This window comes from Tardiphaga sp. vice304, from assembly GCF_007018905.1.
GTDB lineage: Bacteria > Pseudomonadota > Alphaproteobacteria > Rhizobiales > Xanthobacteraceae > Tardiphaga.
Genome location: NZ_CP041402.1, coordinates 4,899,894 through 4,924,025 on the forward strand (window position 1 = coordinate 4,899,894; position 24,132 = coordinate 4,924,025).

Annotated in this window: 19 protein-coding genes; 14 read left to right on the top strand and 5 right to left on the bottom strand. The window is 62.9% G+C overall.

Annotated features, from left to right (window positions below):
* Positions 1–159: 159 nt before the first annotated feature.
* The 4 genes from pimC to FNL56_RS23455 form a co-directional block, all read right to left on the bottom strand.
* A complete protein-coding gene (pimC, locus tag FNL56_RS23440) occupies positions 160–1,350 on the bottom strand; it encodes a pimeloyl-CoA dehydrogenase large subunit (RefSeq protein ID WP_143575243.1) in 1,191 nt (396 codons plus the stop codon).
* 160 nt (positions 1,351–1,510) lie between these two features.
* Positions 1,511–2,698: an acetyl-CoA C-acyltransferase gene (locus FNL56_RS23445; protein WP_143575244.1), complete on the bottom strand. Its 1,188-nt coding sequence runs from the start codon at positions 2,696–2,698 to the stop codon at positions 1,511–1,513.
* A complete protein-coding gene (gene pimA, locus FNL56_RS23450) occupies positions 2,695–4,380 on the bottom strand; it encodes a dicarboxylate--CoA ligase PimA (RefSeq protein WP_143578319.1) in 1,686 nt (561 codons plus the stop codon). Before pimA ends, FNL56_RS23445 begins: the two co-directional genes overlap by 4 nt.
* 191 nt (positions 4,381–4,571) lie before the next feature.
* Positions 4,572–6,656 carry a 3-hydroxyacyl-CoA dehydrogenase NAD-binding domain-containing protein gene (locus FNL56_RS23455; RefSeq protein ID WP_143575246.1) on the bottom strand — a complete coding sequence of 695 codons (2,085 nt, stop codon included), beginning with the start codon at positions 6,654–6,656 and terminating at the stop codon, positions 4,572–4,574.
* A 137-nt stretch (positions 6,657–6,793) separates the two neighbouring features.
* On the opposite strand from FNL56_RS23455, the gene FNL56_RS23460 reads away from it, so the two are divergent.
* The 11 genes from FNL56_RS23460 to FNL56_RS23510 all read left to right on the top strand — a co-directional run bounded on the left by FNL56_RS23460 (position 6,794) and on the right by FNL56_RS23510 (position 19,642).
* A complete protein-coding gene (locus tag FNL56_RS23460) occupies positions 6,794–7,663 on the top strand; it encodes an IclR family transcriptional regulator (RefSeq protein ID WP_143576337.1) in 870 nt (289 codons plus the stop codon).
* Positions 7,664–7,738: 75 nt separating this feature from the next.
* A complete protein-coding gene (locus tag FNL56_RS23465) occupies positions 7,739–8,545 on the top strand; it encodes an ABC transporter ATP-binding protein (protein ID WP_143575247.1) in 807 nt (268 codons plus the stop codon).
* Positions 8,545–9,258 carry an ABC transporter ATP-binding protein gene (locus FNL56_RS23470; RefSeq protein WP_143575248.1) on the top strand — a complete coding sequence of 238 codons (714 nt, stop codon included), beginning with the start codon at positions 8,545–8,547 and terminating at the stop codon, positions 9,256–9,258. Before FNL56_RS23465 ends, FNL56_RS23470 begins: the two co-directional genes overlap by 1 nt.
* A 27-nt stretch (positions 9,259–9,285) precedes the next feature.
* The gene (locus FNL56_RS23475) at positions 9,286–10,164 is read left to right on the top strand and encodes a branched-chain amino acid ABC transporter permease (protein ID WP_143575249.1); all 879 of its coding nucleotides are present in this window, start codon (positions 9,286–9,288) and stop codon (positions 10,162–10,164) included.
* Between the two features lie 2 nt (positions 10,165–10,166).
* On the top strand, positions 10,167–11,195 hold the full coding sequence (locus tag FNL56_RS23480) for a branched-chain amino acid ABC transporter permease (RefSeq protein WP_143575250.1): 1,029 nt from the start codon (positions 10,167–10,169) through the stop codon (positions 11,193–11,195).
* 10 nt (positions 11,196–11,205) lie between these two features.
* Positions 11,206–12,432 (top strand): ABC transporter substrate-binding protein, encoded by a 1,227-nt coding sequence (locus FNL56_RS23485; RefSeq protein WP_143575251.1) that lies wholly within the window; start codon positions 11,206–11,208, stop codon positions 12,430–12,432.
* Between the two features lie 314 nt (positions 12,433–12,746).
* Positions 12,747–13,973, top strand: a complete 1,227-nt coding sequence (locus tag FNL56_RS23490; RefSeq protein WP_143575252.1) for an ABC transporter substrate-binding protein — start codon at positions 12,747–12,749, stop codon at positions 13,971–13,973.
* Positions 13,974–14,236: 263 nt separating this feature from the next.
* Positions 14,237–15,460 (top strand): ABC transporter substrate-binding protein, encoded by a 1,224-nt coding sequence (locus FNL56_RS23495; RefSeq protein ID WP_143575253.1) that lies wholly within the window; start codon positions 14,237–14,239, stop codon positions 15,458–15,460.
* Positions 15,461–15,615: 155 nt separating this feature from the next.
* Positions 15,616–16,833, top strand: coding sequence for an ABC transporter substrate-binding protein (locus FNL56_RS23500; RefSeq protein ID WP_246661602.1), 1,218 nt, complete (start codon positions 15,616–15,618; stop codon positions 16,831–16,833).
* Positions 16,834–16,992: 159 nt separating this feature from the next.
* A complete protein-coding gene (locus tag FNL56_RS23505; RefSeq protein WP_143575255.1) occupies positions 16,993–18,222 on the top strand; it encodes an ABC transporter substrate-binding protein in 1,230 nt (409 codons plus the stop codon).
* Positions 18,223–18,403: 181 nt separating this feature from the next.
* Entirely contained in the window at positions 18,404–19,642 is a 1,239-nt protein-coding gene (locus FNL56_RS23510; protein ID WP_143575256.1) for an ABC transporter substrate-binding protein, read from the top strand.
* A 222-nt stretch (positions 19,643–19,864) separates the two neighbouring features.
* Here FNL56_RS23510 and FNL56_RS23515 read toward each other — a convergent pair whose 3' ends face one another.
* The gene (locus FNL56_RS23515; RefSeq protein ID WP_143575257.1) at positions 19,865–20,368 is read right to left on the bottom strand and encodes a MarR family winged helix-turn-helix transcriptional regulator; all 504 of its coding nucleotides are present in this window, start codon (positions 20,366–20,368) and stop codon (positions 19,865–19,867) included.
* A 178-nt stretch (positions 20,369–20,546) separates the two neighbouring features.
* Between FNL56_RS23515 and FNL56_RS23520 the strand changes: the two genes are divergently transcribed.
* From FNL56_RS23520 to FNL56_RS23530, 3 genes are read left to right on the top strand one after another with little or no spacing between them, the layout of a single operon-like run.
* Entirely contained in the window at positions 20,547–21,587 is a 1,041-nt protein-coding gene (locus FNL56_RS23520; protein ID WP_168204696.1) for a branched-chain amino acid ABC transporter permease, read from the top strand.
* Positions 21,588–21,592: 5 nt separating this feature from the next.
* Positions 21,593–23,365: a branched-chain amino acid ABC transporter ATP-binding protein/permease gene (locus FNL56_RS23525; protein ID WP_143575258.1), complete on the top strand. Its 1,773-nt coding sequence runs from the start codon at positions 21,593–21,595 to the stop codon at positions 23,363–23,365.
* Complete coding sequence (locus FNL56_RS23530) at positions 23,362–24,093, top strand: ABC transporter ATP-binding protein (RefSeq protein ID WP_143575259.1); 732 nt, start codon at positions 23,362–23,364, stop codon at positions 24,091–24,093. Before FNL56_RS23525 ends, FNL56_RS23530 begins: the two co-directional genes overlap by 4 nt.
* Positions 24,094–24,132: the final 39 nt, after the last annotated feature.

Sequence of the window (24,132 nt, forward strand, 5' to 3'; positions counted from 1 at the left end):
AATGGCAGTGATGGTCACCTCTCCCCAGCGGGGAGAGGTCGGAGTCTCGCGCCAGCGAGGCTTCGGGTGAGGGGGAGCCCATGTTTTACTCGCAGCCGCCCCCTCACCCGGCGCTGCGCGCCGACCTCTCCCCGCTGGGGAGAGGTGAAAGAAGTGCGCTTACAGCCCCAGCACGGCCTTGGTGATGATGTTGCGCTGGATCTCGTTGGAGCCGCCGTAGATCGAGACCTTGCGGTTGTTGAAATAGCTCGGCGCGATCTGCGCGGTCCATTCCATCGCCTCGTTGCTGCCGTCGTCGCCATGCTCGTCATAGGGGGCCGCGAACGGGCCGATGACTTCCATCAGCAACTCGGTCGTCGCCTGCTGGATTTCCGAGCCCTTGATCTTCAGCACCGAGGACGCCGGGTTGGGCTTGCCCTTGCCGTGCTTGCCTTCATCCGCGACGACGCGGAGCTGCGTCAGTTCGAGCGCCTTCAGCTCGATCTCGATCATCGCCAGCTTCTCGCGGAACTTCTGATCGTCTGCGACCGGCTTGCCGTTCGACTCCACCTGCGACGCCAGCTCCTTGATGCGACGGATGCGCTCCTTGGACACGCCGACGCGGGCGATACCGGTGCGCTCGTTGCCGAGCAGGAATTTGGCGTAGTCCCAGCCCTTGTTCTCTTCGCCGACGAGGTTCTCATAGGGCACCTCGACGTCATCGAAGAATACTTCGTTGACTTCGCGGCCGCCATCGATGGTGACGATCGGGCGCACGGTGATGCCCGGCGTCTTCATGTCGACCAGGATGAAGGAGATGCCGGACTGCTTCTTGGCGGTGGGATCGGTGCGGCAGAGACAGAAGATCCAGTCGGCGTATTGCGCCAGCGTGGTCCAGGTCTTCTGGCCGTTGATGATCCACTTGTCACCCTTGCGCTCGGCCTTGGTCTTCAAGGACGCGAGGTCGGAGCCGGAGCCGGGCTCGGAGAAGCCCTGGCACCAGAAATCCTCGACCGAGGCGATGCGCGGCAAAAAGCGCTTCTTCTGCGCCTCGCTGCCGAAGGTGTAGATCACCGGGCCGACCATGCTGACGCCGAAGGCGAGCGGCGCCGGGGCCGGCACCATCTGCAGCTCTTCGTTGAAGATGTAGTGCTGCACCGAGCTCCAGCCGGTGCCGCCATATTCCTCCGGCCAGTGCGTCACGCCCCAGCCCTTGTCGTTGAGGATGCGCCACCAGGCGACCATCTCGTCCTTGCCGAGATGGCGGCCCTCGGCCATTTTCTGCCGGGTCGCCGGCGGTACGTGATCCTTGAAAAACGCGCGCACTTCGTCGCGAAACGCGACTTCTTCCTTGCTGAAGTTGAGATCCATCGGATCCTCCTGTGAAAATTAAACGATAATGTTGTCGTTCCGGGATGCGACAGACGGCGAAGCCGGCTGGCGGAGGCCCGGAACCTCGAGATGTTCATCGTCCCATCTCGGGATTCCGGGTTCGCGCGCGGCTCGCGCCGCGTGCGCCCCGGAATGACAGTTAGTGGATGATCTCGAACAGGCCGGCAGAGCCCATGCCGCCGCCGACGCACATGGTGACGACCGCGTATTTCGCCTTGCGGCGGCGGCCTTCGATTAGCGCGTGGCCGGTCAGGCGGGCGCCCGACATGCCATAGGGATGGCCGACCGAGATCGCGCCGCCATTGACGTTGAGCTTCTCCGGATCGATGCCGAGCTTGTCGCGGCAATACAGCACCTGCACCGCGAAAGCTTCATTCAACTCCCAGAGGTCGATGTCCTCGACCTTGAGGCCATGACGCTTCAACAGCCGCGGCACGGCGTAGATCGGGCCGATGCCCATCTCGTCCGGCTCGCAGCCGGCCGAGACGAAGCCGCGGAAGATGCCGAGCGGGGTGAGACCCTTCGCAGCCGCAGTCTTGTCGCTCATGATCACGGTGGCGGAAGCGCCATCGGACAGCTGCGAGGCGTTGCCGGCGGTGATGGTGTAGCCGTCGCCGCGCACGGCCTTCAGGCCGGCGAGGCCTTCGGCGGTGGTCTCGGGGCGCGGGCCTTCGTCCTTGTGGATCGTGATGTCCTTGAACGTGACTTCACCGGTCGCCTTGTCGGCGACGCCCATCTTCGTCGTGATGGCGGCGATCTCGTCGTTGAACTTGCCGCCCTGCTGAGCCGCCGCGGTACGGCGCTGGCTCTCCAGCGAGTACTCGTCCTGGCGCTCGCGCGAGATGTTGTAGCGCTTCGCCACGTTCTCGGCGGTGTCGAGCATCGGCATGTAGACGTCCGACTTGATCTTCATCAGTTCGGGATCGACGGTGTGGAACTTGTTGGCGTGGTCGTTCTGCACCAGCGAGATCGACTCGCCGCCGCCGCCGACCGCGATCTCGACACCGTCGAAGATCACCGAGCGTGCCGCCAGCGCGATCGCCTGCAGGCCCGAAGCGCACTGCCGGTCGATGGTGGTGCCGCCGACGCTGATGGGCAGGCCAGCGCGGAGCAGCGCCTTGCGGGCGATGTTGCCGCCGGTCGAGCCCTGCTGCAACGCAGCGCCCATCACCACGTCCTCGATCTCGCGGGGATCCAGCCCGGCGCGCTTGACGGCGTGCTCGATGGCGTGGCCGAGCAAGGTCGCGCCTTCGGTGGCGTTGAGGCCGCCGCGATAGGCCTTGCCGATCGGGGTGCGGGCGGTGGAAACGATTACGGCTTCAGTCATGGGCGGCCTCCGGTGGCGGTTTGTCGTTGATCGAGTGTTGGCGATGGATGCAGCGCGCGCAAGGCATGGCGCGAGAGTTTTCCGACGGCGGTGCGCGGCAAATCGTCGACGAAATCGACCGCGACCGGCAATTCGTGCTTGCCGAGCTTGCCGGACAGGAAATCCCGGAGGTCGTCGAGGCTGAACGGTTCGGCACCGTGCCGCAGCTTGATGAAGGCTTTCGCGCCCTCGCCGCGATACTGGTCGGGCACACCGATCACGATGACCTCGTGCACCGCCGGGTGCTCATAGATCGCCTGCTCGATCATCTGCGGATAGACGTTGAAGCCGCCCGAGATGATCATGTCCTTCTTGCGATCGACGATATAAAAATAGCCGTCATCGTCCATGTAGCCGATGTCGCCGGTGAGAAAGTGCTCGCCGACGAACGAGTCAGCGGATTCCTGCGCCCGGTTCCAGTAGCCTTTGGTGACGTTCGGGCCCTTGATCCGGATCTCGCCGCTCTGGCCGGTCGGCAGCACCCGCGACGGATCGTCCAGCGAGACGATATCGAGCTCGACGCCCGGCATCATCAGCCCGATCGAGCCCGGCTTATCGGGACCAACGGCGGGATGCGCGGTGCCCGGCGAACAGGTCTCGGTCATGCCCCAGCCGCTCTTCAGCTTGAGCCCGGTCTTGGCCTCGAACAATCGCGCGACCTCGACCGGCAGCGGTGCGCCGCCCGATCCGGCCGATACCAGCGACGACAGGTCACGCGTTTCCAGCGACGGATCGGCGGCGATCGCGATCCACATCGTCGGCACGCCGGGAAATACCGTGGCGCGGTTCTTCTCGATGTCGCCGAGCACGCGGCCGGTGTCGAAGCGCTGGTGCAGCGAGATGGTGTCGCCGACATGGATCCGCTGCAGCAGGATCACGGTCAGCGCGTAGATATGGAACAGCGGCAACACACAGATCACGCGCTCGATCGTGTTGCGCTCGGCACGCGCTGCTTCGCCCCAGATGGTGTAGATCGACACCGCTGAGGTGAGATTGCCGTGGCTCAGCATGGCGCCCTTCGGCAGCCCCGTGGTGCCGCCGGTATATTGCAGCAAGGCCACATCATCCGGCGAAATCGCCGGCCATTGCGACGGCGGCGCAGCGCCTTCGGTGAAGCGCTTGAAGGTCATGATGCGGGCATCATCCGGCAGCGGTATCTGCGGATTGCCGACGTCGCCCCAGTCATCGTCCTCGCAGACGATCAGGAGGTCGAGCAGGCCGTTGTCGAGAAATTTGAGCGCCATCGGCAGCAGCGAGGACAGGTTGCTGGTGACCAGCACGCGAGCGCCGGAGTCACTGAGCTTGTGCGACAGCGCGCGTTCCCCGTCGAGCGGGCTGAGATGCACGAGGCGCGCGCCGGCCTTCAGCCCGCCGAAGAAGTGGACGGGGTGATCCGGCGTATTGCCGAGGAACAGACCGATCGACGTGTCGCGACCGAAGCCGGCACGAAGGAATGCCGCGGCAGCGGTTGCGGCCTTCTCGTCGAGTTCGTTGAAACTGAGCGATCGGTCGCGGAATTCGATTGCGGGACGGTCGCCGAAATCGGCTGCCGCTTTCGACAGCAGATCGGGCAGCGTGCCACGCGCGATCGGCGCATCCCAGCGCACGTCGTCGGGATAGAATTTTTCGCCGGGATAGGTCATCGAAATGCCTGCTGTTCGGCCTTTCCGCGGGTAGTCCCCGCGAAAGCGGGGACCCATAACCACGGCAGAGGAAGAGAAGCACGAATAGTTCCACAGCATTCCATCGATAAGACAGAGGCTATGGGTCCCCGCTTTCGCGGGGACGACGTGCTGAGAGGACCGCGCAATGACGCAATCGTCTCCATCAAGGCTCAGCCCTTCGCCAATGATGCGAACGTCTTGCCTTCGTCGGCGAGACGCTTGAGCAGCGCCGATGGCTCCAGCGACGGATCGTTGGTCTGCTTGGCGTAGAACGACAGCCGCTCGGCGATGTGCTTGAGGCCAACGCTGTCGGCATAGAACATCGGGCCGCCGCGGTAGATCGGCCAGCCGTAGCCGTACAGCCAGATCACGTCGATGTCGGAGGGCCGCGAGGCGACCTTCTCTTCCAGGATGCGGGCGCCTTCATTGATCATCGGATACATCATGCGCTCGAGGATCTCCTCGTCGCTGACGATGCGGCGGGTGAGACCGAGGCTCTTGCAGGTGTCGTCGATCAGCTTCTCGACTTCCGGATCCGGAACCGGCGCACGCGAGCCGGCCTCGTATTTGTAGTATCCCTTGCCGGCCTTCTGGCCGAAGCGGCCAGCCTCGCACAAAGCGTCTGCGATCGGCGAGGTGATGCCGCGGTCCTTGCGCGAGCGCCAGCCGATATCGAGACCGGCGAGATCGCCCATCGCGAACGGACCCATCGGCATGCCGAACTTGGTGACGACGGCATCGACCTGCTGCGGCAGAGCGCCCTCGAACAAAAGCTTCTCGGACTGTTTGGAGCGGGCCGCCAGCATGCGGTTGCCGACGAAACCATCGGCGACGCCGACCACGGCCGGCACCTTGGCGATCTTGCGGGCAACCGCCACGGCGGTCAGAAGCGCGTCCGGCGCGGTCTTGTCGGCGCGGACGATCTCGCAGAGCTTCATCACGTTGGCCGGCGAGAAGAAGTGCATGCCGAGCACGTCCTGCGGACGCTTGGTCACCTGCGCGATCTCGTCGATGTTGAGATAGGAGGTGTTGCTGGCCAGCACGGCACCCGGCTTGGCGTAGGCGTCGAGCGCGGTGAACACTTCCTTCTTGATCGCCATGGTTTCGAACACCGCCTCGATGATGAGGTCGGCGTCCTTGACGTTCTCAAGGCCGACCACGCCATTGATCAGGCCCATGCGTTTGGCCGGGGCGTCGGCGGGAATGCCGCCGCGCGCAGCGGTGGCTTCATAGTTCTTCTGCATGATGCCCATGCCGCGCTTCAACTGCTCTTCGCCGGTCTCGATCAGCGTGACCGGAATGCCGGCATTGGCAAACGACATCGCAATGCCGCCGCCCATCGTGCCGGCGCCGATGATGGCGACGCGCTCGACCGGACGCGGCTTGACGCCTTCCGGAATGTTCTGGACCTTGGCGGCTTCGCGCTCGGAGAAAAATGCGTAGCGCTGCGCCTTCGACTGGTCGTCCGCGACCAGCTTGAGGAACATCTCGCGCTCCTTCTTCAGCGCCTCGTCGAACGGCAGATCCAGCGTCCAGCTCACCGCTTCGGCGCAGGCCAAAGGCGCGTTCATGCCGCGGTTCTTCTTGTTGGCTGCCGCCGCCGCGTTGGTGAAGATCGAGCGATCGGCTTTAGCCGCGGCGAGCTTTGAATCGTCGTTACGCAGCACGCGCAGCGGACGCTTCTCGGCAATCACTTTTCGCGCGAAGGCTTCGGCACCCGAGGCCGGGCCTTCGACGATCTCTTCGATCAGGCCATTCTTCAATGCTTCAGCGGCACCAATCGGCTCGCCGGTCACGATCATCTTGACGCCGAGTTCCGGACCGACCGCGCGCGGCAGGCGCTGCGTGCCGCCGGCGCCGGGCAACAGACCCAGCTTGACTTCCGGCAAGCCGAGTTTGGCTTCCTTGGTGGCGACACGGAAGTGACAACCGAGCGTGATCTCGAGACCGCCGCCCAGTGCCGTGCCGTGGATCGCGGCGATCACGGGTTTTCCACAATTCTCGATTTCCGCAATCACGTCGTTGAGCATCGGCGACTGCGGCGGCTTGCCGAATTCGGTGATATCGGCACCCGCGATGAAGGTGCGGCCGGCGCAAGTCAGCACGATCGCCTGCACTTCCGGATCGGCCGCCGCCGCTTTGATCGATTCAAAAATTCCGCGGCGAACCGCCGCACTGAGGGCGTTCACCGGCGGCGAGTCGACCGTGACGATCGCAACCACATCATGACGTTCGAGCTTGACGACATCGTTCACGGCGTTCTCCTTGGACAGCGTTCTTGGCGGTTTCGCACTGCGGAATTTAATTCCACATCTTGACAAAGAGGGTTATTTTGAAGAGCGTCGCTTGTCAACGAGGGACGCGCGACAAGCGCCGGCAGTTCCAGGGAATCATGAAACGTCCAGCCAAGAATGTGGCGACAGATCGCAGTTTCGTCGTCGCGCTTGCGCGCGGCCTCGAAGTATTGCGTGCCTTTCGTCCCAATGACGGGCTGCTCGGCAATCAGGAGATTGCCGCCCGCACCAATCTGCCGAAGCCTACCATTTCGCGGCTGACCTATACGCTGACCAAACTCGGCTACCTTACACCGGTGCCGCGGTTCGAGAAGTATCAACTCGCGCCGGCAGCTATGGCCCTGGGGTATGCTGCACTTGCGAACCTTGGCGTTAAGCATCTTTCCGAAAGCTTTCGCGACGAGCTGATGCGGCAGACCGGCGGCGCGGTGGCCGTCGGCGCGCGCGACCGATTGAGCATGATCTATTTCGGGCAGAGCCGCTCCAGCCTCACCGTCGGCGTGCAGCTCGATGTCGGCTCGCGTATCCCGATCGCGACGACCGCGATGGGCCGCGCCTATTTCTGGGCGTTGCCGCCCGAGGAACGCGCGCAATTGCTGCGTGAGTTCCGTGAACATTACGGCAGCCGCTGGTCGAAGATGCGCGACGGACTCGAGCGTTCCGGCGAAATGGTCGCACGTTACGGATTTGTCATTTCCGCAGGAGAGTGGCAGGACGACGTCCACGCCGTCGGCGTCGCGCTCAAACTGAATGATGGCACCGGACCTTACGCTTTCAATTGCGGTGCGCCGGCGTTTCGCTTTACCGAAGAGCGATTGCGCACCGACATTGGACCTCGCTTGTTGGCGATGGTAAGGAACATCGAAGCGGCACTGGGCGGCACGTCTGCGCCACCTGCCAGCAAAATCGCATCCAAAAAAATCAAACCGGGAGGCAAAGTTGCTCGTGTGGTCGATGGGATCAGATAACCTTCGTCGCGTCGGTGTTTGCGGATTGGGCCTTGCGCGCAATCAGCTGCGCCAGGCGACCGCAGGCTGCCGCAAATGATGCAGGCACTCGCTCAGCAGAACGCAACCACCTCGGTTGCGCCGCTGCTTGCCGTTCACGACGTCAGTGTCGTGTTCGGCGGCATCATCGCGTTGAACGGCGTCTCGTTCGATATGCAGAAGGGTCATATCCTCGGCCTGATCGGGCCGAACGGCGCCGGCAAGACCACGCTGTTCAATTGTCTCAGCCGCCTTTATCAGCCGAGCAAGGGCGACATCCTGCTCGAAGGCGAGAGCATTCTGAAACGCCCGCCGCACAAGATCTCCGAAATCGGGATCGGCCGCACGTTCCAGAACGTCGCTTTGTTTCCAAATCTTTCCGTGCGCGACAACGTCCGCATCGGCACGCATGCCCGCACCAACAGCGACATCGTCAGCGATTCGCTGACGCTGCCATGGGTGCGCCGTGGCGAAGCCGACATCAACCGCCGGGTGAACGAGATTCTCGGCTATCTCGATCTGCACGACGTCGCGGACACCGTTACGGCCGGCCTGCCGTTCGGCACCCAGAAGCGCGTCGAACTGGCGCGCGCGCTGGCCGCCGAGCCGAAGATCCTGCTGCTCGACGAGCCCGCCGGCGGCCTCAATCACGAGGAAGTCCACATTCTCGGCGACCTGATCCGCCAGATCCGCAACGACCGCGGCGTCACCGTTCTGCTGGTCGAGCATCACATGGGCTTGGTGATGTCGATCGCCGATCATGTGGTGGCGCTGAACTTCGGCAAGAAGCTGGCGGAAGGCACGCCGCATCAAGTCCAGAACGACCCGGACGTCATCAAGGCCTATCTGGGGAGCAAGGACTAATGACCGCGATGCTCAATGTGAAGGACCTGCGCGCTTATTACGGCCAGGTCCAGGCGCTGCACGGCCTCGAGTTCGATCTCAAGGAAGGCAGCATGACCACGCTGCTCGGCGCCAACGGCGCCGGCAAGACCACGACGCTGCGGGCGATCTGCAACATGATCCGCTCCACCGGCACGATCGAATTCGAAGGCGCCAAGCTCGACAACCGCTCGACCGAAAACATCGTGCGACTCGGCATAGCGCATGTGCCGCAGGGCCGCGGCACCTTCACCAACATGACGGTGGAAGAGAATCTGCAGCTCGGGGCCATCACCCGCAAGGACACCAAGGCGATCTCGTCCGACATCGAGCGGATGTACGATCATTTTCCGAAGCTGAGGGAACGCCACGCCCAGCAGGCCGGCACGCTGTCCGGCGGCGAGCAGCAGATGCTGGCCGTGGCGCGCGCGCTTATGCTGCGACCGCGCCTGATGCTGCTGGACGAGCCGTCATTCGGCCTGGCTCCCCTGATCGTGCGCGACATGTTCAAGATTCTCGGCAAGATCAACCGCGAGGACAAGGTCACCATCCTGGTCGTCGAGCAGAACGCGCAGCTCGCGCTGGAACTCGCCGACAAGGCCTATGTGATCGAAACGGGACGCATCGTGATGTCCGGCACCGCCGACGAGATCGCGAACAACGAAGACGTCCGTAAATCCTATCTGGGATACTGAGGAAACAGCCTCACTAAGGGAATTGTTATGGAGCTCTTTACCAATCAAGTCCTGGCTGGCATCGCCACCGGCGCGATCTACGCCTGCATGGCGCTCGCCGTGGTGATGATCTATCAGGCGATCGATCATCTGAATTTCGCACAAGGCGAAATGGCGATGTTCTCGACATTTTTGGCCTGGCAGATGATGCAGTGGGGCGTGCCGTATTGGGGCGCCTTCGTGCTGACGCTGGTGTTCTCGTTCCTCGGCGGCATCCTGATCGAGCGGCTGCTGTTCAAGCCGCTGGCCAAGGCGCCGGTGCTGACCCATGTCGCTGGCTTCATCGCGCTGTTCGCGATCATCAACAGCGTTGCCGGCCTGCTGTGGGATTTCACCATCAAGCAGTTCCCGTCGCCGTTCGGCTCCTCGCCGTTCCTCGGCAGCCAGCTGATCTCGACGCATCAGGCCGGCATGATCGGCGTCACTCTGGTGCTCTTGATCCTGCTGTTCGGCTTCTTCCGCTACACCCGCGTCGGTCTCGCCATGCGGGCGGCGGCATCAATGCCTGAATCGGCGCGGCTGGTCGGCATCAACACCGGCTGGATGATCGCGCTCGGCTGGGGCATGGCGGCCGCGATCGGTTCGATCGCCGGCATGCTGATCGCCCCCGTGGTGTTCCTCGAGCCCAACATGATGGGCGGCGTGCTGATCTACGGCTTTGCCGCAGCGGTGGTCGGCGGTCTGTCCAGCCCGCTCGGCGCGGTATGCGGCGGCTTCCTGGTCGGCGTCTTCGAGAACCTGGTCGGCACCTATATTCCCGGCGTCGGCAACGAATTGAAACTGCCTATCGCGCTGGCGCTGATCATCACCGTGCTGGTCGTCAAACCCAATGGCCTGTTCGGCCGTGCCATCGTGAAGCGAGTTTGATCATGAGCGCCGTTCAAGAAGCATCCACCGCTCCCGTCATCGACGCGGTTCCAAAGAAAGCCCTGTCGCTCGGCCCGATGGCGTCGATAGTGGTCCTGGCGCTGCTGATCGCTACGCCGCTGTTCGTGAAGAACTTCTTCATCTTCCAGATGACGATGTGGCTGATCTACGCGATCGCGGTGCTGGCACTCAACATCCTCACCGGTGCCAGCGGGCAGTTTTCGCTGGGCCAGAGCGCGTTCTATGCGATCGGTGCCTATACGTCGGCGATTCTGATCGAACACGGCAACGTCAACTACATCCTGACGCTGCCGGTAGCCGGTCTTGTCTGCTTCATCGCCGGCTTCCTGTTCGGCCTGCCCGCGCTCCGATTGAGCGGCATCTATCTGGCGCTGGCGACCTTCGCGCTGGCGGTGGCGATGCCGCAGCTGCTCAAGCTCGGCGTGTTCGAACACTGGACCGGCGGCGTGCAGGGCCTGGTCGTGACCAAACCGGAAGCGCCCGAGATCTTCGCAACGCTGGGGCTGAAAGTCTCGCAGGACATGTGGCTGTACTACTTCACGCTGGTCGTCTCGATCATGATCTACGTGTTCTCGGTCAACCTGCTGAAGTCCCGCTCCGGCCGCGCGATGATGGCAATCCGCGACAACGAGATCGCGGCTTCCGCGATGGGCGTCGATGTCTCGCTGTACAAGACGTTGGCGTTCGGCGTCTCGGCCGGCATCACCGGCGTGGCCGGCGGCCTCGGCGGCATCGCCGTGCAGTTCGTGGCACCGGACGGCTACACCATCCAGCTCGCGGTCGCCCTGTTCCTCGGCATGGTGGTCGGCGGCGTCGGCTGGTTGCCCGGTTCGCTCGCCGGTGCTGCCTTCATCGTGTTCGTGCCGAATATCGCCGAGCACATCTCGAAGGGTCTGTCCGGCGCCGTGTTCGGCGTCATCCTGATCATGATCATCTTCCTGGTGCCGCACGGCGCCCGGCAAATCGCCTATGGGGCCCAGAGCCTGATCGGCAAACTGCGTAAAAACTGAAGGATCTACCGTGACTTCCAGAACTAGCCTGCGCTTCGCTGCCCTTTCCACCGCTGCCGTCGTTCTCACTTTCTCCGGCAGCGCTTTTGCCCAGAAGAAGTACGACACCGGCGCCACCGACACCGAGATCAAGATCGGCAACATCATTCCCTATAGCGGCCCGGCCTCGGCCTACGGCATCATCGGGAAGATGGAAGAAGCCTATTTCAAGATGATCAACGATCAGGGCGGCATCAACGGCCGCAAGATCAACTTCATCACTTATGACGACGCCTACTCGCCGCCGAAGGCCGTCGAACAGGCCCGCAAGCTGGTGGAATCGGACGAGGTGCTGTTCATCTTCGGGCCGCTCGGCACGCCGTCGAACACCGCGATCCAGAAGTACATGAACGCCAAGAAGGTGCCGCAGCTGTTCGTGGCCACCGGCGCCACCAAGTTCGGTGAGCACAAGACGTTCCCCTGGACGATGGGCTGGCAGCCCGCCTACCAGAGCGAAGGCCAGATCTTCGGCAAATACATCCTGACGGAAAAGCCGGCCGGCAAGATCGGCGTGCTGTACCAGAACGACGACCTCGGCAAGGATCTGCTGAAGGGCCTGAAGGACGGCCTCGGCGACAAGGCGTCGATGATCGTGATGGAGGAAAGCTACGAAGTCTCCGAGCCGACCATCGAGAACCATCTCGTCAAGCTGAAGGCGAGCGGAGCGGACGTGCTGGTCAGCATCTCGACGCCCAAGTTCGCCGCGCAGGCGATCAAGAAGGTCGGCGAGCTCAACTGGAAGCCGATGTTCTTCCAGAGCAATGTCGGCTCCTCGGTCGCCTCGGTGATGCGTCCCGCCGGTATCGACAACTCGCAGGGCGTGATGTCGCTGGCCTATGCAAAGGACGGTTCCGATCCGCAGTGGGACAACGACGAAGGCATGAAGAAGTATCGCGACTTCGTCGCCAAATACGCGCCCTTCGCCAACCTGGCCGACTCGTCCGCCGTTTATGGCTACGGCCAGGCACAGACCGTGGTGCAGGTGTTGAAGCAGGCCGGCGACGACCTGACCCGCGCCAACATCATGAAGCAGGCCGCTTCGCTGAAGGACTATGCGACGGACACCATGCTGCCCGGCGTCAAGCTCAACACCTCGGCGACCGATTACTATCCGATCGAGCAGCTTCGCATGATGCGCTTCACCGGCGAGAAGTGGGACGTGTTCGGTCCGCCGATCGAAAGCCATCTGGGCAACTAATAAAACTGTCGTTCCGGGGCGCGGGCGGCGTGAGCCGAACGCGATCCCGGAACCTCGACATGTTCATCGTCCGATATCGGGATTCCCCGCCACTCCAATTGGAGTGTCTGAGGTTCGCTCGCGCTGACGCGCCCGCGCCCCGGAATAACAGAGTCACAACAACAAAAGTGCCTAACATCTCAGCCCCTTGCGACTAACGTCGCAGGGGGCTTTTTCTTGCTGCCGGAGTCGAAAACGTATTAGGTAAGGGCGGATAAAAAATCCGGCACTGAAAATCACGACGCTTTTCAGGTAGCACTCATGGGAGTTTCGAAATGCCTGCCAATCGTTCGCGCGTGGCCCTGACCGTCGCCGCGACCTTCGCGTTTGCCGCCACCGGCAGCGTCGCCTTTGCCCAGAAGAAGTACGACACCGGCGCCTCCGATACCGAGATCAAGATCGGCAACATCATGCCGTATAGCGGGCCTGCTTCCGCCTATGGCGTGATCGGCAAGACCGAAGAAGCCTACTTCAAGATGATCAACGAACAGGGCGGCATCAATGGCCGCAAGATCACCTACATCACCTATGACGACGGCTACTCGCCGCCGAAGGCCGTCGAGCAGGCGCGCAAGCTGGTAGAGTCAGATGAGGTTCTGTTCATCGCCAGCGCGCTCGGCACGCCGTCGAACACCGCGATCCAGAAATACATGAACGCCAAGAAGGTGCCGCAGCTATTCGTTGCCACCGGAGCCACCAAGTTCGGCGAGTTCAAGGACTTTCCGTGGACGATGGGCTGGCAGCCGGCGTACCAGAGCGAGTCGCGAATTCACGCGGCCTATTTGCTGCGGGAGAAGCCCGATGCCAAGATCGGCGTGATGTACCAGAACGACGACTTCGGCAAGGACATGCTGAAAGGCCTCAAGGACGGCCTTGGCGCCAAGGCGTCGATGATCGTCGCCGAGGAAAGCTACGAAGTGTCGGAGCCGACCATCGACTCGCACGTCATCAAGCTCAAGGCGGCGGGAGCCGACACGTTCGTCAGCTTCACCACCCCGAAATTTGCCGCGCAAGCGATCAAGAAGGTCGCCGAGCTCGGCTGGAAGCCGATGTTCATCCAGAGCAACGTCGGCTCCTCGGTCGGCAGCGTGATGAAGCCGGCCGGCTACGCCAACTCGCAGGACATACTGTCCGCGCACTACGCCAAGGACGGCTCCGATCCGAAGTGGGACAATGACGAGGGCATGAAGAAATTCTACGCCTTCCTCGCCAAATATGCCCCGACCATGGACCGCAATGACGGCTCGGTGGTGTACGGCTACGGCCAGGCGCAAACCATCGTCCAGGTGCTCAAGCAGGCCGGCGACAACCTGACCCGCGAGAACATCATGAAGGAAGCAGCCAACCTGAAGGCGTTCACTCCCGACACGCTGCTGCCGGGCGTCACCATCACCACCACGGCGACCGACTTCTACCCGATCGAGCAATTGCAGATGCAGCGCTTCAAGGGCGAGACCTGGGAACTGTTCGGCCCGGTATACCAGGGCAAGATCGGCGGGTGACAACAAACTGTCGTTCCGGGGCGCGGGCGGCGTGAGCCGAACGCGAACCCGGAACCTCGGAATGTTCATCGTCCCATGTCGGGATCCCCGCCACTCCAATTGGAGTGTCTGAGGTTCGCTCGCGCTGAGGCGCTCGCGCCCCGGAATGACAGCTGAACCCAAGGCCCCGCTGCTCCTGCTGCGGGGCCTTATTGTTGATGCGGCGGTGTGAAACGTGTTGGGTCGGCTCGATCTTCGACCCCCCGCCCGCTTCAAGGACTGCCATGCCCGCCCTGCTTTCCCGCGCCGCTGCCCTGCCGGTCGCTGCCGCCTTCCTCATCGCCTGCGTCGCCGCCCGTGCCGAGCCGCGCTACGACCCCGGCGCCTCCGACACCACGATCAGGATCGGCAACATCATGCCCTATAGCGGCCCGGCCTCCGCCTATAGCGTCGCCGGCCGCATCGAGGCGGCCTATTTCCGCATGATTAACGACCAGGGCGGCATCCATGGCCGCAAGATCGAGTTCATCTCCTATGACGACGCCTACAACCCCGCCAAGGCGGTCGAGCAGGCCCGCAGACTGGTGGAGAGCGACGAGGTGCTGGCGGTATTCGGCCCGCTCGGCACGCCGTCCAATGCTGCGATCCAGCGCTATCTCAACGGCAAGCGCGTGCCGCAATTGTTCGTCGCCGCCGGCGCCAGCGGCTTCGGCAACCAGCGCGATTACCCGTGGACGATGGCTTTCCAGCCGCCGTACCAGAGCGAGGGTCGCATCTACGCCAAATACCTGCTGGCCGAAAAGCCCGATGCGAAGATCGCTGTGCTGTACCAGAACGACGACCTCGGCAAGGAACTGTTGAAGGGCCTCAAAGACGGACTCGGCGACAAGGCCGCGATGATCGTCGCCGCCGAGGGCTACGAGGTCACCGAACCGACCGTCGATTCCCGCATCATCAATCTGAAGGCCAGCGGCGCCGATACTTTCATCAGCGTGACCACGCCGAAATCCGCCGTGCAGAGCCTGCGCAAGGTCGCCGAACTCGGCTGGAAGCCACTCTACATCCAGAGCTATGCAAGTGCATCGGTGGCCACGGTGATGAAGCCCGCCGGCTTCGACAATGCACAGGGCGTCATCTCGGCCTATTACGCCAAGGACGGCGCCGATCCGCAGTGGAACACGGACGAGGGCATGCAGCGCTACGCCAGCTTCCTCGCCAAATATGCGCCGGACGTCAGCCGCAGCGACATCTCCGTGATCTATGGCTATGGCGCAGCACAGACGATGGTGCAGGTGCTCACGCAGGCCGGCGATACGCTGACGCGCGACAACATCATGAAGCAGGCGGCCAGCCTGGTCGACTTCGTCCCCGACACGGTACTGCCCGGCGTCAGGCTCAACACCTCGGCAACCGATTTCTATCCGATCGAGCAGTTGCAGATGATGCGCTTCACCGGCGAGAGCTGGCAGATGTTCGGCCCGGTGCTCGACGGACGTCTGGCGGAGTAATGCTGTAGGCGAGACTGCCTCCTTCTCCGTCCCCCCGACCACCTCCGCGTGCTTGTGTGACCCAGCGCTTCTTCTTGATGATCTCCTGCGAAAGGTATTTAATCGCGGCAAGGCCACAACGGCCGTCGAAAATATCAGGGAGCTGACGAATGCCCATGCCATTGCGTGCAATTGCGGCCGTGTCTGCCGTTGCCCTCAGCGTCGTGCTTTGCGGCAGCGCACTCGCCCAGAAAAAATACGACATCGGCGCCACCGATACCGAGATCAAGATTGGTAACATCATCCCTTACAGCGGACCGGCATCCGCCTACGGCATGATCGGCAAGACCGAGGCCGCCTATTTCAGGATGATCAACGAGAAAGGCGGCGTCAACGGCCGCAAGATCAGCTTCATTTCGTACGACGATGGCTATAGCCCGCCGAAGGCGGTCGAGCAGGTACGCAAGCTGGTGGAGAGCGACGAAGTGCTGCTAGTGTTCGGACCGCTCGGTACGCCGTCCAACACCGCGATCCATAAATATCTCAACGGCAAGAAAGTGCCGCAACTGTTCGTTGCCACCGGCGCGACCAAATGGAACGACCCGAAGAACTTCCCGTGGACGATGGGCTGGCAGCCGAGCTACCAGTCCGAGGCGCAGATCTACGCGAAATGGCTGATCAAGGAGAAGCCGGACGCCCGTATTGCGGTGCTTTACCAGAACGACGATTTCGGCAAGGACTACCTCAAGGGCCTCAAGGACGGGCTCGGCAGCAAGGGCGCGATGATCATCGTCGAAGAGAGCTACGAGATCGCCGAGCCGACCGTCGACACCCACATCGTCAAGATCAAGGCACAGAACCCGGACGTCCTGATCAGTTTCGTCACACCGAAATTTGCCGCCCAGACCATCAGGAAGATCGCCGAACTCGGCTGGAAGCCGCTGCACATGGTCGCCAACGTTTCGGTGAATGTCGGTAGCGTGATGCAGCCCGCAGGCTTCGAGAACGGCCAGGGCGTGCTGTCGGCAGCCTACGCCAAGGACGGCACCGACGCGCAGTGGAACGACGACGCCGGCATGAAGCGGTGGTCGGCCTTCCTCAACAAATACATGCCGGACGCCAACCGCTCCGACAGCAACCACATCTACGGCTACGGCGCGGCCCAGACGCTGGTCAAGGTCCTGGAAATGTGCGGCGACGACCTGACCCGCGCCAATGTGATGAAGCAGGCGGCCAGCCTGAAGGACTTCGAAGTCGATACCCTGCTGCCCGGTATCCGGATCAATACCTCGGCGACCGACTTCGCGCCTATCTCGCAACTGCAAATGCAGCGCTTCAAGGGCGAGCGATGGGAACGGTTCGGCGAAACCATCAGTGGCGACGTCACGCAATAGCAACCGGGCAGCGCACCGCGCTCGTCGCACAAAGCCCCCGTGACGGCGTCGCGGGGGCTTTTTCTTGCTGAAGGCGCGCGACCGGTGTTCAATGGAAGCAGGGGTCGCAGAACTCCGGTCAAACGACACGACACAACGCTATCATCAGGGAGACATGGAATGCCCAAGTTGCATCTGCATCTGGCTACTCTGCCGGCTGCCTTCGCTTTGCTCGCCGCCGCGACGACGGGGGCGCTGGCGCAAAAGAAATACGATACCGGCGCCAGCGATACCGAAATCAAGATCGGCAACATCATGCCGTATAGCGGGCCGGCCTCGGCCTATGGCGTGATCGGCAAGACCGAAGAGGCCTACTTCAAGAAGATCAATGCCGAAGGCGGCATCAACGGCCGCAAGATCACCTTTATCTCCTACGATGACGCCTACAGCCCGCCGAAGACCGTCGAGCAGGCGCGCAAGCTGGTGGAACTGGACGAAGTGCTTGTCGTGTTCAATCCACTGGGAACGCCATCGAACTCGGCGATCCACAAATACATGAACGGCAAGAAGGTGCCGCAACTGTTCGTCGCCACCGGCGCTACCAAGTGGAACGATCCGAAGAACTTCCCGTGGACGATGGGCTGGCAGCCGAGCTACCAGTCCGAAACGCAGATCTTCGCAAAGTATCTTCTGAAGGAAAAGCCGGCCGCCAAGATCGCCGTGCTCTATCAGAATGACGATTACGGCAAGGACTATCTGAAAGGGCTGAAGGACGGCCTTGGCGCCAAGGCGTCGTCGATGATCATCATCGAGGAAAGCTATGAGACCTCGGAGCCGACCATCGACAGCCATATCGTCAAGCTGAAATCGCTGAACGCCGATGTCTTCGTTAACATCACCACGCCGAAATTCGCGGCGCAGGCGATCAAGAAGGCCGCCGAGATCGGCTGGAAGCCGCTGCACTATCTCAACAACGTCTCGGCGTCGGTCGGCAGCGTGATGAAGCCCGCCGGCTTCGAGAACGGTCAGGGCATCATCTCTGCCGCCTATCTGAAAGACGTGTCGGACCCGCAATGGGACAACGACCCCGGCATGAAGACCTTCCTGGCTTTCCTGGAGAAGGACTTTCCGGAAGGCAACAAGCTCGATGGCAGCGTGGTGGTCGGCTACGGCGCGGCCCAGACCCTGGTGCAGGTGCTGCGGCAATGCGGCGATAACCTCACCCGGGAGAATGTGATGAAGCAGGCGGCCAGCCTGAAGGACTTCCGCACCGAAATGCTGCTGCCCGGCATCAAGATCAATACCTCGGCCACCGACTTTGCGCCGGTCAGCCAGTTGCAGCTGATGCGCTTCAAGGGCGAGAAATGGGATCTGTTCGGCGAGATCATCAGTTCCGACGTCGGCGGCTGATGCTTCATTCCGTTTGACGGAACTTGACAGCAAACGGCCCTCCGCCATCCAGCGGAGGGCTTTTTGATTTGAGGCCATGCTGCGAACGCGATAGAACAGTTCGCAGATGCAAAAGCATCGAAGTTCAACCAAGAAGATGAGCCGCCGCCTCGCCGCTGCGGACTCACGGGAAGGAAACCGAATGTCTGCCCGTTACGCCCGGCTTATGCCGATGTCGGCCGCTGCCCTCATGTTGGCCATCGCTGGCCCCGCGCTTGCGCAGAAGAAATACGACACCGGCGCCTCTGACACCGAAATCAAGCTCGGCAACATCGTGCCCTATAGCGGCCCGGCTTCCGCCTATGGCGTCGTCGGCAAGGCGCAGTCCGCCTACTTCAAGATGATCAACGAACAGGGCGGCATCAACGGCCGCAAGATCAACTACATCTCCTATGACGACGCCTACAGCCCGCCTAAATCGGTTGAGCAGACCCGCAAGCTGGTCGAGAGCGACGAAGTGCTTCTGATGTTCAGCGCGCTGGGCACCGCATCCAACACCGCCATCCATAAATACCTCAACGGCAAGAAAGTGCCGCAGCTGTTTCTCGCCACCGGCGCCACCAAGTGGAACGACCCGAAGAACTTTCCGTGGACGATGGGCTGGCTGCCGAGCTACCAGAGCGAGGGCCGCATCTACGCCAAATATCTGATGAAGGAAAAGCCCGGCGCGAAAATCGCCGTGCTCTACCAGAACGATGATTTCGGCAAGGATTATCTGAAGGGCCTGAAGGATGGGCTCGGCGATAAGGCGTCCTCGATCGTGATCGAGGAAAGCTACGAGCTGACGGAACCGACGGTGGATTCCCACATCGTCAAGATCAAGTCGCTGAACCCCGACGTGGTGGTTTCCTTCGCGACGCCGAAATTCGCCGCGCAGAGCATCAAGAAGATCGCCGAGCTCGGCTGGAAGCCTTTCCAGATCGTGCCCAATGTCTCCGCCTCGATCGGCGCGGTGATGAAGCCCGCCGGCTACGAGAACGCGCAAGGCGTGATCTCCGCCGCCTACGCCAAGGACGCCACCGATCCGCAGTGGAAGGACGATTCGGGCATGAAGGCCTATCACGCCTTCCTCGACAAATACGCGCCAGACATCAACCGCGCCGATAGCTCGGCGATGACCGGCTACAACATCGCCGAAACCATGGTGATCCTGCTCAAGCAGTGTGGCGATGACCTTACCCGCGCCAATGTGATGAAGCAGGCCGCCAGCCTGAAGGGCATCCAGCAGACCGGCCTGCTGCCGGGCGTTCTGATCAAGACGAGCGACAAGGATTTCTCGCCGATCGAGCAGTTGCAACTGATGAAATTCGAGGGCGAGCGCTGGGTGCTGTTCGGCGACGTGCTCGACGGCGAAGTCGGCGGCGGCGCCACCGGCGGATAGTCTGGCTTCCCTCTCCCCCGCGTGTAGCGAAGCCGCGCGTGGTAGGAGGGCAATAAGAGAACGCGGTCATTTCGGGGCGCGAGCAGCGCGAACTGCGAGCGAACCCCAGCCACTCCAATTGGAGGGGCGGGGAATCTCGAAATGGGACGATGAACATTGCAAGGTTCCGGGTCTGCGCCAACCGGCTTCGCCGGCGGCCGCATCCCGGAACGACAGTGGGATTTAAAACTCCGCCGCGATCTTCGCCAGCATCGCCAGCAATGCTGCCTGGTCGCCCGGGCCGAGCAGTTCGATCAGCCGCGATTCATGGCGCGTCGCCACCAGCTTGCGGGCCCGCGTCAGCGTCGTCCGGCCCTTGTCGGTCAGCATCAGGACATGGGAGCGGCGATCGCTCGGCGAGCGCATCCGCGTCAAGAGGTCACGGCTTTCCAAGGCATCGAGCATCGCGACGAAGTTAGGCCGCAGGATCCCCAGCGTATTGGCAATTTCGGTCTGGTTGCGGCCGGGGTTGTTGTCGAGCAGCAGCAGCACCGAAAACTGCGCCGGGGTCAGTTGCAGCGGCGCCATGCAGCGCAGGAAGTCCTCGAACACCTTGAGCTGCGCGCGCTTCAGCGCATAGCCGAGCAGTTCGGACAGTTCACCCATCTGCAGCGGGGCGGGCTCCGACACCGGCTCGACCGGCAGCGGCTTCGCCTGCTCGCGCGTGTGGATTTTGGTCGCAGCCATGGTCGATTCCGCAATTGTATCCGGGAGCAGCCCCCGGCAAAGCTCGCAAGCCTTGAGGTTATGATCGATAATCGTTATAAACCATACTAAATATACGGCGGGTTTCAACTGCCGTTGCTGATCGTCGTGTGGCTGTGTAAACCGCGGCACACACGACACGGGTGGGGAGCGACCGGCCTTGAACACGACCATTTTGCTGTTCCTGTTGCAGGACGGCATAACCAACGGCGCGATTTACGCGCTGCTCGGCCTGGCGCTGGTGCTGGTGTTCGCAGTGACTCGGGTGATCCTGATCCCGCAGGGAGAGTTCATCACCTTTGGCGCGCTGACCTATGCCAGCCTGTCGGCCGGCCAGGTGCCGGGCACGATCCGGCTGGCGGTCGCGATGGGCGTGGTGGCGTTCGGCTTCGACCTCTTCACCGCCCGCAAATCGCTGCATGCAGCCCGCGTGCTGCGCAGCTTCGCCATCAATGTCGCGCTGCCGCTGGCCATCTGGGGCGCGACGCTGGCGCTGGCGGGCCACCAGGCCGGCGTCGCCGTCAACATCGCGCTGTCGCTCGCCATCGTCGCCGCGATCGGCCTGTATCTCTACCGCATCGCCTTTCAGCCGATCGCGCACGCCTCCGTGCTGGTGCTGCTGATCGCCTCAGTCGGCTGCCATCTCGCGCTGCAGGGCTTTGGCCTCGTCTTCTTCGGCGCCGAGGGCCAGCGCGCGCCGGCGCTTTCCAGCGCCGTGCTGACGCTCGGCCCGCTGCGTTTCACCGGGCAGAGCATCGCGGTCTATGCCATCACCATCGCTTTAATCGTCGGCCTCTGGCTGTTCTTCGGCTTCACGCTGTATGGCAAGGCGCTGCGCGCCACCGCGGTCAACCGGCTCGGTGCCCGTCTGGTCGGCATCCGCACCTCGCTCTCCGGCCAGATCGCCTTCCTGCTGGCCTCGGTGATCGGCGCGATCTCCGGCATCCTGATCATCCCGATCACCACGCTGTATTACGACACCGGATTCCTGATCGGCCTGAAAGGCTTCATCGCGGCGATCATCGGCGGTCTGGTCAGCTATCCTCTCACCGCAGTGGCGGCGATCGTGGTCGGTGTCGTCGAGGCGTTCTCGTCGTTCTATGCCAGCAACTTCAAGGAGGTCATCGTCTTCACGCTGATCCTGCCGGTGCTGGTGCTGCGCTCGCTGGCAGCACCCGCGGTCGAAGAAGAAAAGGATTGAGCGCAATGAACCAGCGTCTCCTTCCGATCCTGCTGTTCGCGGCCGTGATGGCAGTGATCCCGTTCATTCCCGGCATGCCGCCGTTCTGGATCGTGCTCCTGGACAATATCGGCCTGGCCGCGCTGGTGGCGATGGGGCTGGTGATCCTGACCGGCGTCGGCGGTCTCACCTCGTTCGGCCAGGCCGCGTTCTGCGGCTTCGGCGCCTACACCACGGCCGTGCTGACCACCACCTATGGCCTGTCGCCTTGGCTGACGCTGCCGCTGTCGCTGCTGGTCAGCGGCGGCGTCGCGGTGTTCCTCGGCCTGATCACCGTGCGGCTCTCCGGCCACTACCTGCCCCTCGGTACTATCGCCTGGGGCATCAGCCTGTTCTATTTGTTCAGCAAGCTGGAATTTCTCGGCCGCAACGACGGCATCTCCGGCATCCCGCCGCTGTCGATCGGCACGCTGAAGATGCTCGACCCCGGCACGATCTATTTCCCGATCTGGATCGCGGTGATCGTCTGCGCGCTGCTGTCGATGAACCTGCTGGACTCCCGCACCGGCCGCGCCATCCGCGCGCTGCGCCGCGGCCATGTCGCCGCCGAAGCTTTTGGCGTGCAGACGGCGCGTGCCAAGCTATTGGTCTTCATCTATGCCGCCGTCCTTGCCGGCCTGTCCGGCTGGCTCTACGCGCATTTCCAGCGCGCGGCCAATCCGACGCCGTTCGGACCGCAGGCCGGCATCGAATATCTGTTCATCGCCGTGGTCGGCGGCGCCGGCTATGTCTGGGGCGGCGTGCTGGGCGCCGCCATCGTCGTGATCCTCAAGGAAGCGCTGCAGAGCTACCTGCCGCTTTTGTTCGGCGGCAGCGGCCAGCTCGAGACCATCGTGTTCGGCATCCTGCTGGTCGCGCTGCTGCAATTCGCACCGACCGGGATGTGGCCATGGCTGACGTCGCTGTTGCCGTTCAAGGCTGCGCGCAAGCAGCCGGACATCGCGACGGAGCCGCCGCCGAAGCTGGCACTTGAGGCCGAAGCCGGCGTGCTGCTGCAGGTGGACAAAGCCCGCAAGGAGTTCGGCGGCGTGATCGCCGTCAACGACGTCTCGTTCGACGTGACGGCACGCGAGATCGTGGCGCTGATCGGCCCCAACGGCGCCGGCAAGAGCACGACCTTCAACCTCATCACCGGCGTGCTGACATCGACTTCCGGCGCCATTTCCGTGCGCGGCCGCAGCGTCGATGGCGCGCCGCCGCAGGACATCGTCCGGCGCGGCATCGCCCGCACCTTCCAGCACGTCAAGCTGGTGCCGGACATGACCGTGCTGGAAAATGTCGCGCTCGGCGCGCATCTGCGCGGCCGCAGCGGGGCGATCGCCAGCATGCTGCGGCTCGACCGCGCCGACGAAGCAAAACTGCTGGCCGAGGCCGCGCGACAGATCGCGCGCGTCGGGCTCGCCGACCAGATCGACCAGCTCGCAGGCTCGCTGTCGCTGGGCCAGCAGCGCATCGTCGAGATCGCCCGCGCGCTTTGCGTCGATCCGCAACTGCTGCTGCTCGACGAGCCCGCCGCCGGCCTGCGCCACATGGAGAAGCAGCAGCTCGCCGCCCTGCTCCGCACCCTGCGTGACGGCGGCATGTCGGTGCTGCTGGTCGAACACGACATGGGCTTCGTCATGGACCTCGCCGACCGCATCGTCGTGCTGGATTTCGGCACCAAGATCGCCGAAGGCACCCCGGCCGCGATCAAGTCCAATCCTGCCGTCATCAAGGCCTATCTCGGAGCGGTCGCATGAGTGTCTTGCTCTCCGTCACCGGGGCTCATGTCGCCTACGGCAAGGTCGAGGCCGTGCGCGCCGTCGATCTCGAAGTCCGCAGCGGCGAGATCGTCACCATCATCGGGGCCAACGGCGCCGGCAAGACCACGCTGCTCAACGCCGTGATGGGCATCCTGCCGCTCAAGGGCGGCGTGATGTTCGAGGGCGCAGACGTATCGACGCTCGATATCGAGGATCGCGTCGCCGCGGGGCTTTGCTTGGTGCCGGAACATCGCGAGCTGTTCGCCACCATGAATGTCGAAGACAATCTGCAGCTCGGCGCCTTCCGCATCGACAAGGTGACGGCGGCGCGGTCGTTCGAGCGCGTCTACAGCCTGTTTCCGCGATTGAAGGAACGCCGCAAACAGCTCGCCGGCACGCTATCCGGCGGCGAACAGCAGATGCTGGCGATGGGCCGCGCGCTGATGGGCGCGCCAAAACTCCTGATGCTGGACGAGCCGAGCCTCGGCCTCGCGCCGATTATCGTGGCTGATATTTTCCGCATCGTCGCCGAGTTGAAAGCCGCCGGCGTCGCCGTGCTGCTGGTCGAGCAGAACGCCCAGGCCGCGCTGAAGATCGCGGACCGCGCCTATGTGATGGAGCTCGGCGAGTTCATCCTGAATGGTGCTGCGAGCGATATCGCCAGCAACCAGCGCGTGGTCGCGAGCTATCTGGGATTTCAGCACGAAGGTGCCGGCGTGATTTGATGTGGTTGTCGTTCCGGGGCGCGAGCGCATCAGCGCGAG

Bases quoted from the DNA above. Each gene is read 5' to 3' on its own strand.
- FNL56_RS23525 (WP_143575258.1), top strand. From the start codon at position 21,593: ATGAACCAGCGTCTCCTTCCGATCCTGCTGTTCGCGGCCGTGATGGCA.
- pimA (WP_143578319.1), bottom strand. From the start codon at position 4,380: ATGACCTATCCCGGCGAAAAATTCTATCCCGACGACGTGCGCTGGGAT.
- FNL56_RS23505 (WP_143575255.1), top strand. From the start codon at position 16,993: ATGCCCAAGTTGCATCTGCATCTGGCTACTCTGCCGGCTGCCTTCGCT.
- FNL56_RS23465 (WP_143575247.1), top strand. From the start codon at position 7,739: ATGATGCAGGCACTCGCTCAGCAGAACGCAACCACCTCGGTTGCGCCG.
- FNL56_RS23445 (WP_143575244.1), bottom strand. From the start codon at position 2,698: ATGACTGAAGCCGTAATCGTTTCCACCGCCCGCACCCCGATCGGCAAG.
- FNL56_RS23490 (WP_143575252.1), top strand. From the start codon at position 12,747: ATGCCTGCCAATCGTTCGCGCGTGGCCCTGACCGTCGCCGCGACCTTC.
- pimC (WP_143575243.1), bottom strand. From the start codon at position 1,350: ATGGATCTCAACTTCAGCAAGGAAGAAGTCGCGTTTCGCGACGAAGTG.
- FNL56_RS23475 (WP_143575249.1), top strand. From the start codon at position 9,286: ATGGAGCTCTTTACCAATCAAGTCCTGGCTGGCATCGCCACCGGCGCG.
- FNL56_RS23460 (WP_143576337.1), top strand. From the start codon at position 6,794: ATGAAACGTCCAGCCAAGAATGTGGCGACAGATCGCAGTTTCGTCGTC.
- FNL56_RS23510 (WP_143575256.1), top strand. From the start codon at position 18,404: ATGTCTGCCCGTTACGCCCGGCTTATGCCGATGTCGGCCGCTGCCCTC.
- FNL56_RS23530 (WP_143575259.1), top strand. From the start codon at position 23,362: ATGAGTGTCTTGCTCTCCGTCACCGGGGCTCATGTCGCCTACGGCAAG.
- FNL56_RS23515 (WP_143575257.1), bottom strand. From the start codon at position 20,368: ATGGCTGCGACCAAAATCCACACGCGCGAGCAGGCGAAGCCGCTGCCG.
- FNL56_RS23495 (WP_143575253.1), top strand. From the start codon at position 14,237: ATGCCCGCCCTGCTTTCCCGCGCCGCTGCCCTGCCGGTCGCTGCCGCC.
- FNL56_RS23480 (WP_143575250.1), top strand. From the start codon at position 10,167: ATGAGCGCCGTTCAAGAAGCATCCACCGCTCCCGTCATCGACGCGGTT.
- FNL56_RS23470 (WP_143575248.1), top strand. From the start codon at position 8,545: ATGACCGCGATGCTCAATGTGAAGGACCTGCGCGCTTATTACGGCCAG.
- FNL56_RS23500 (WP_246661602.1), top strand. From the start codon at position 15,616: ATGCCATTGCGTGCAATTGCGGCCGTGTCTGCCGTTGCCCTCAGCGTC.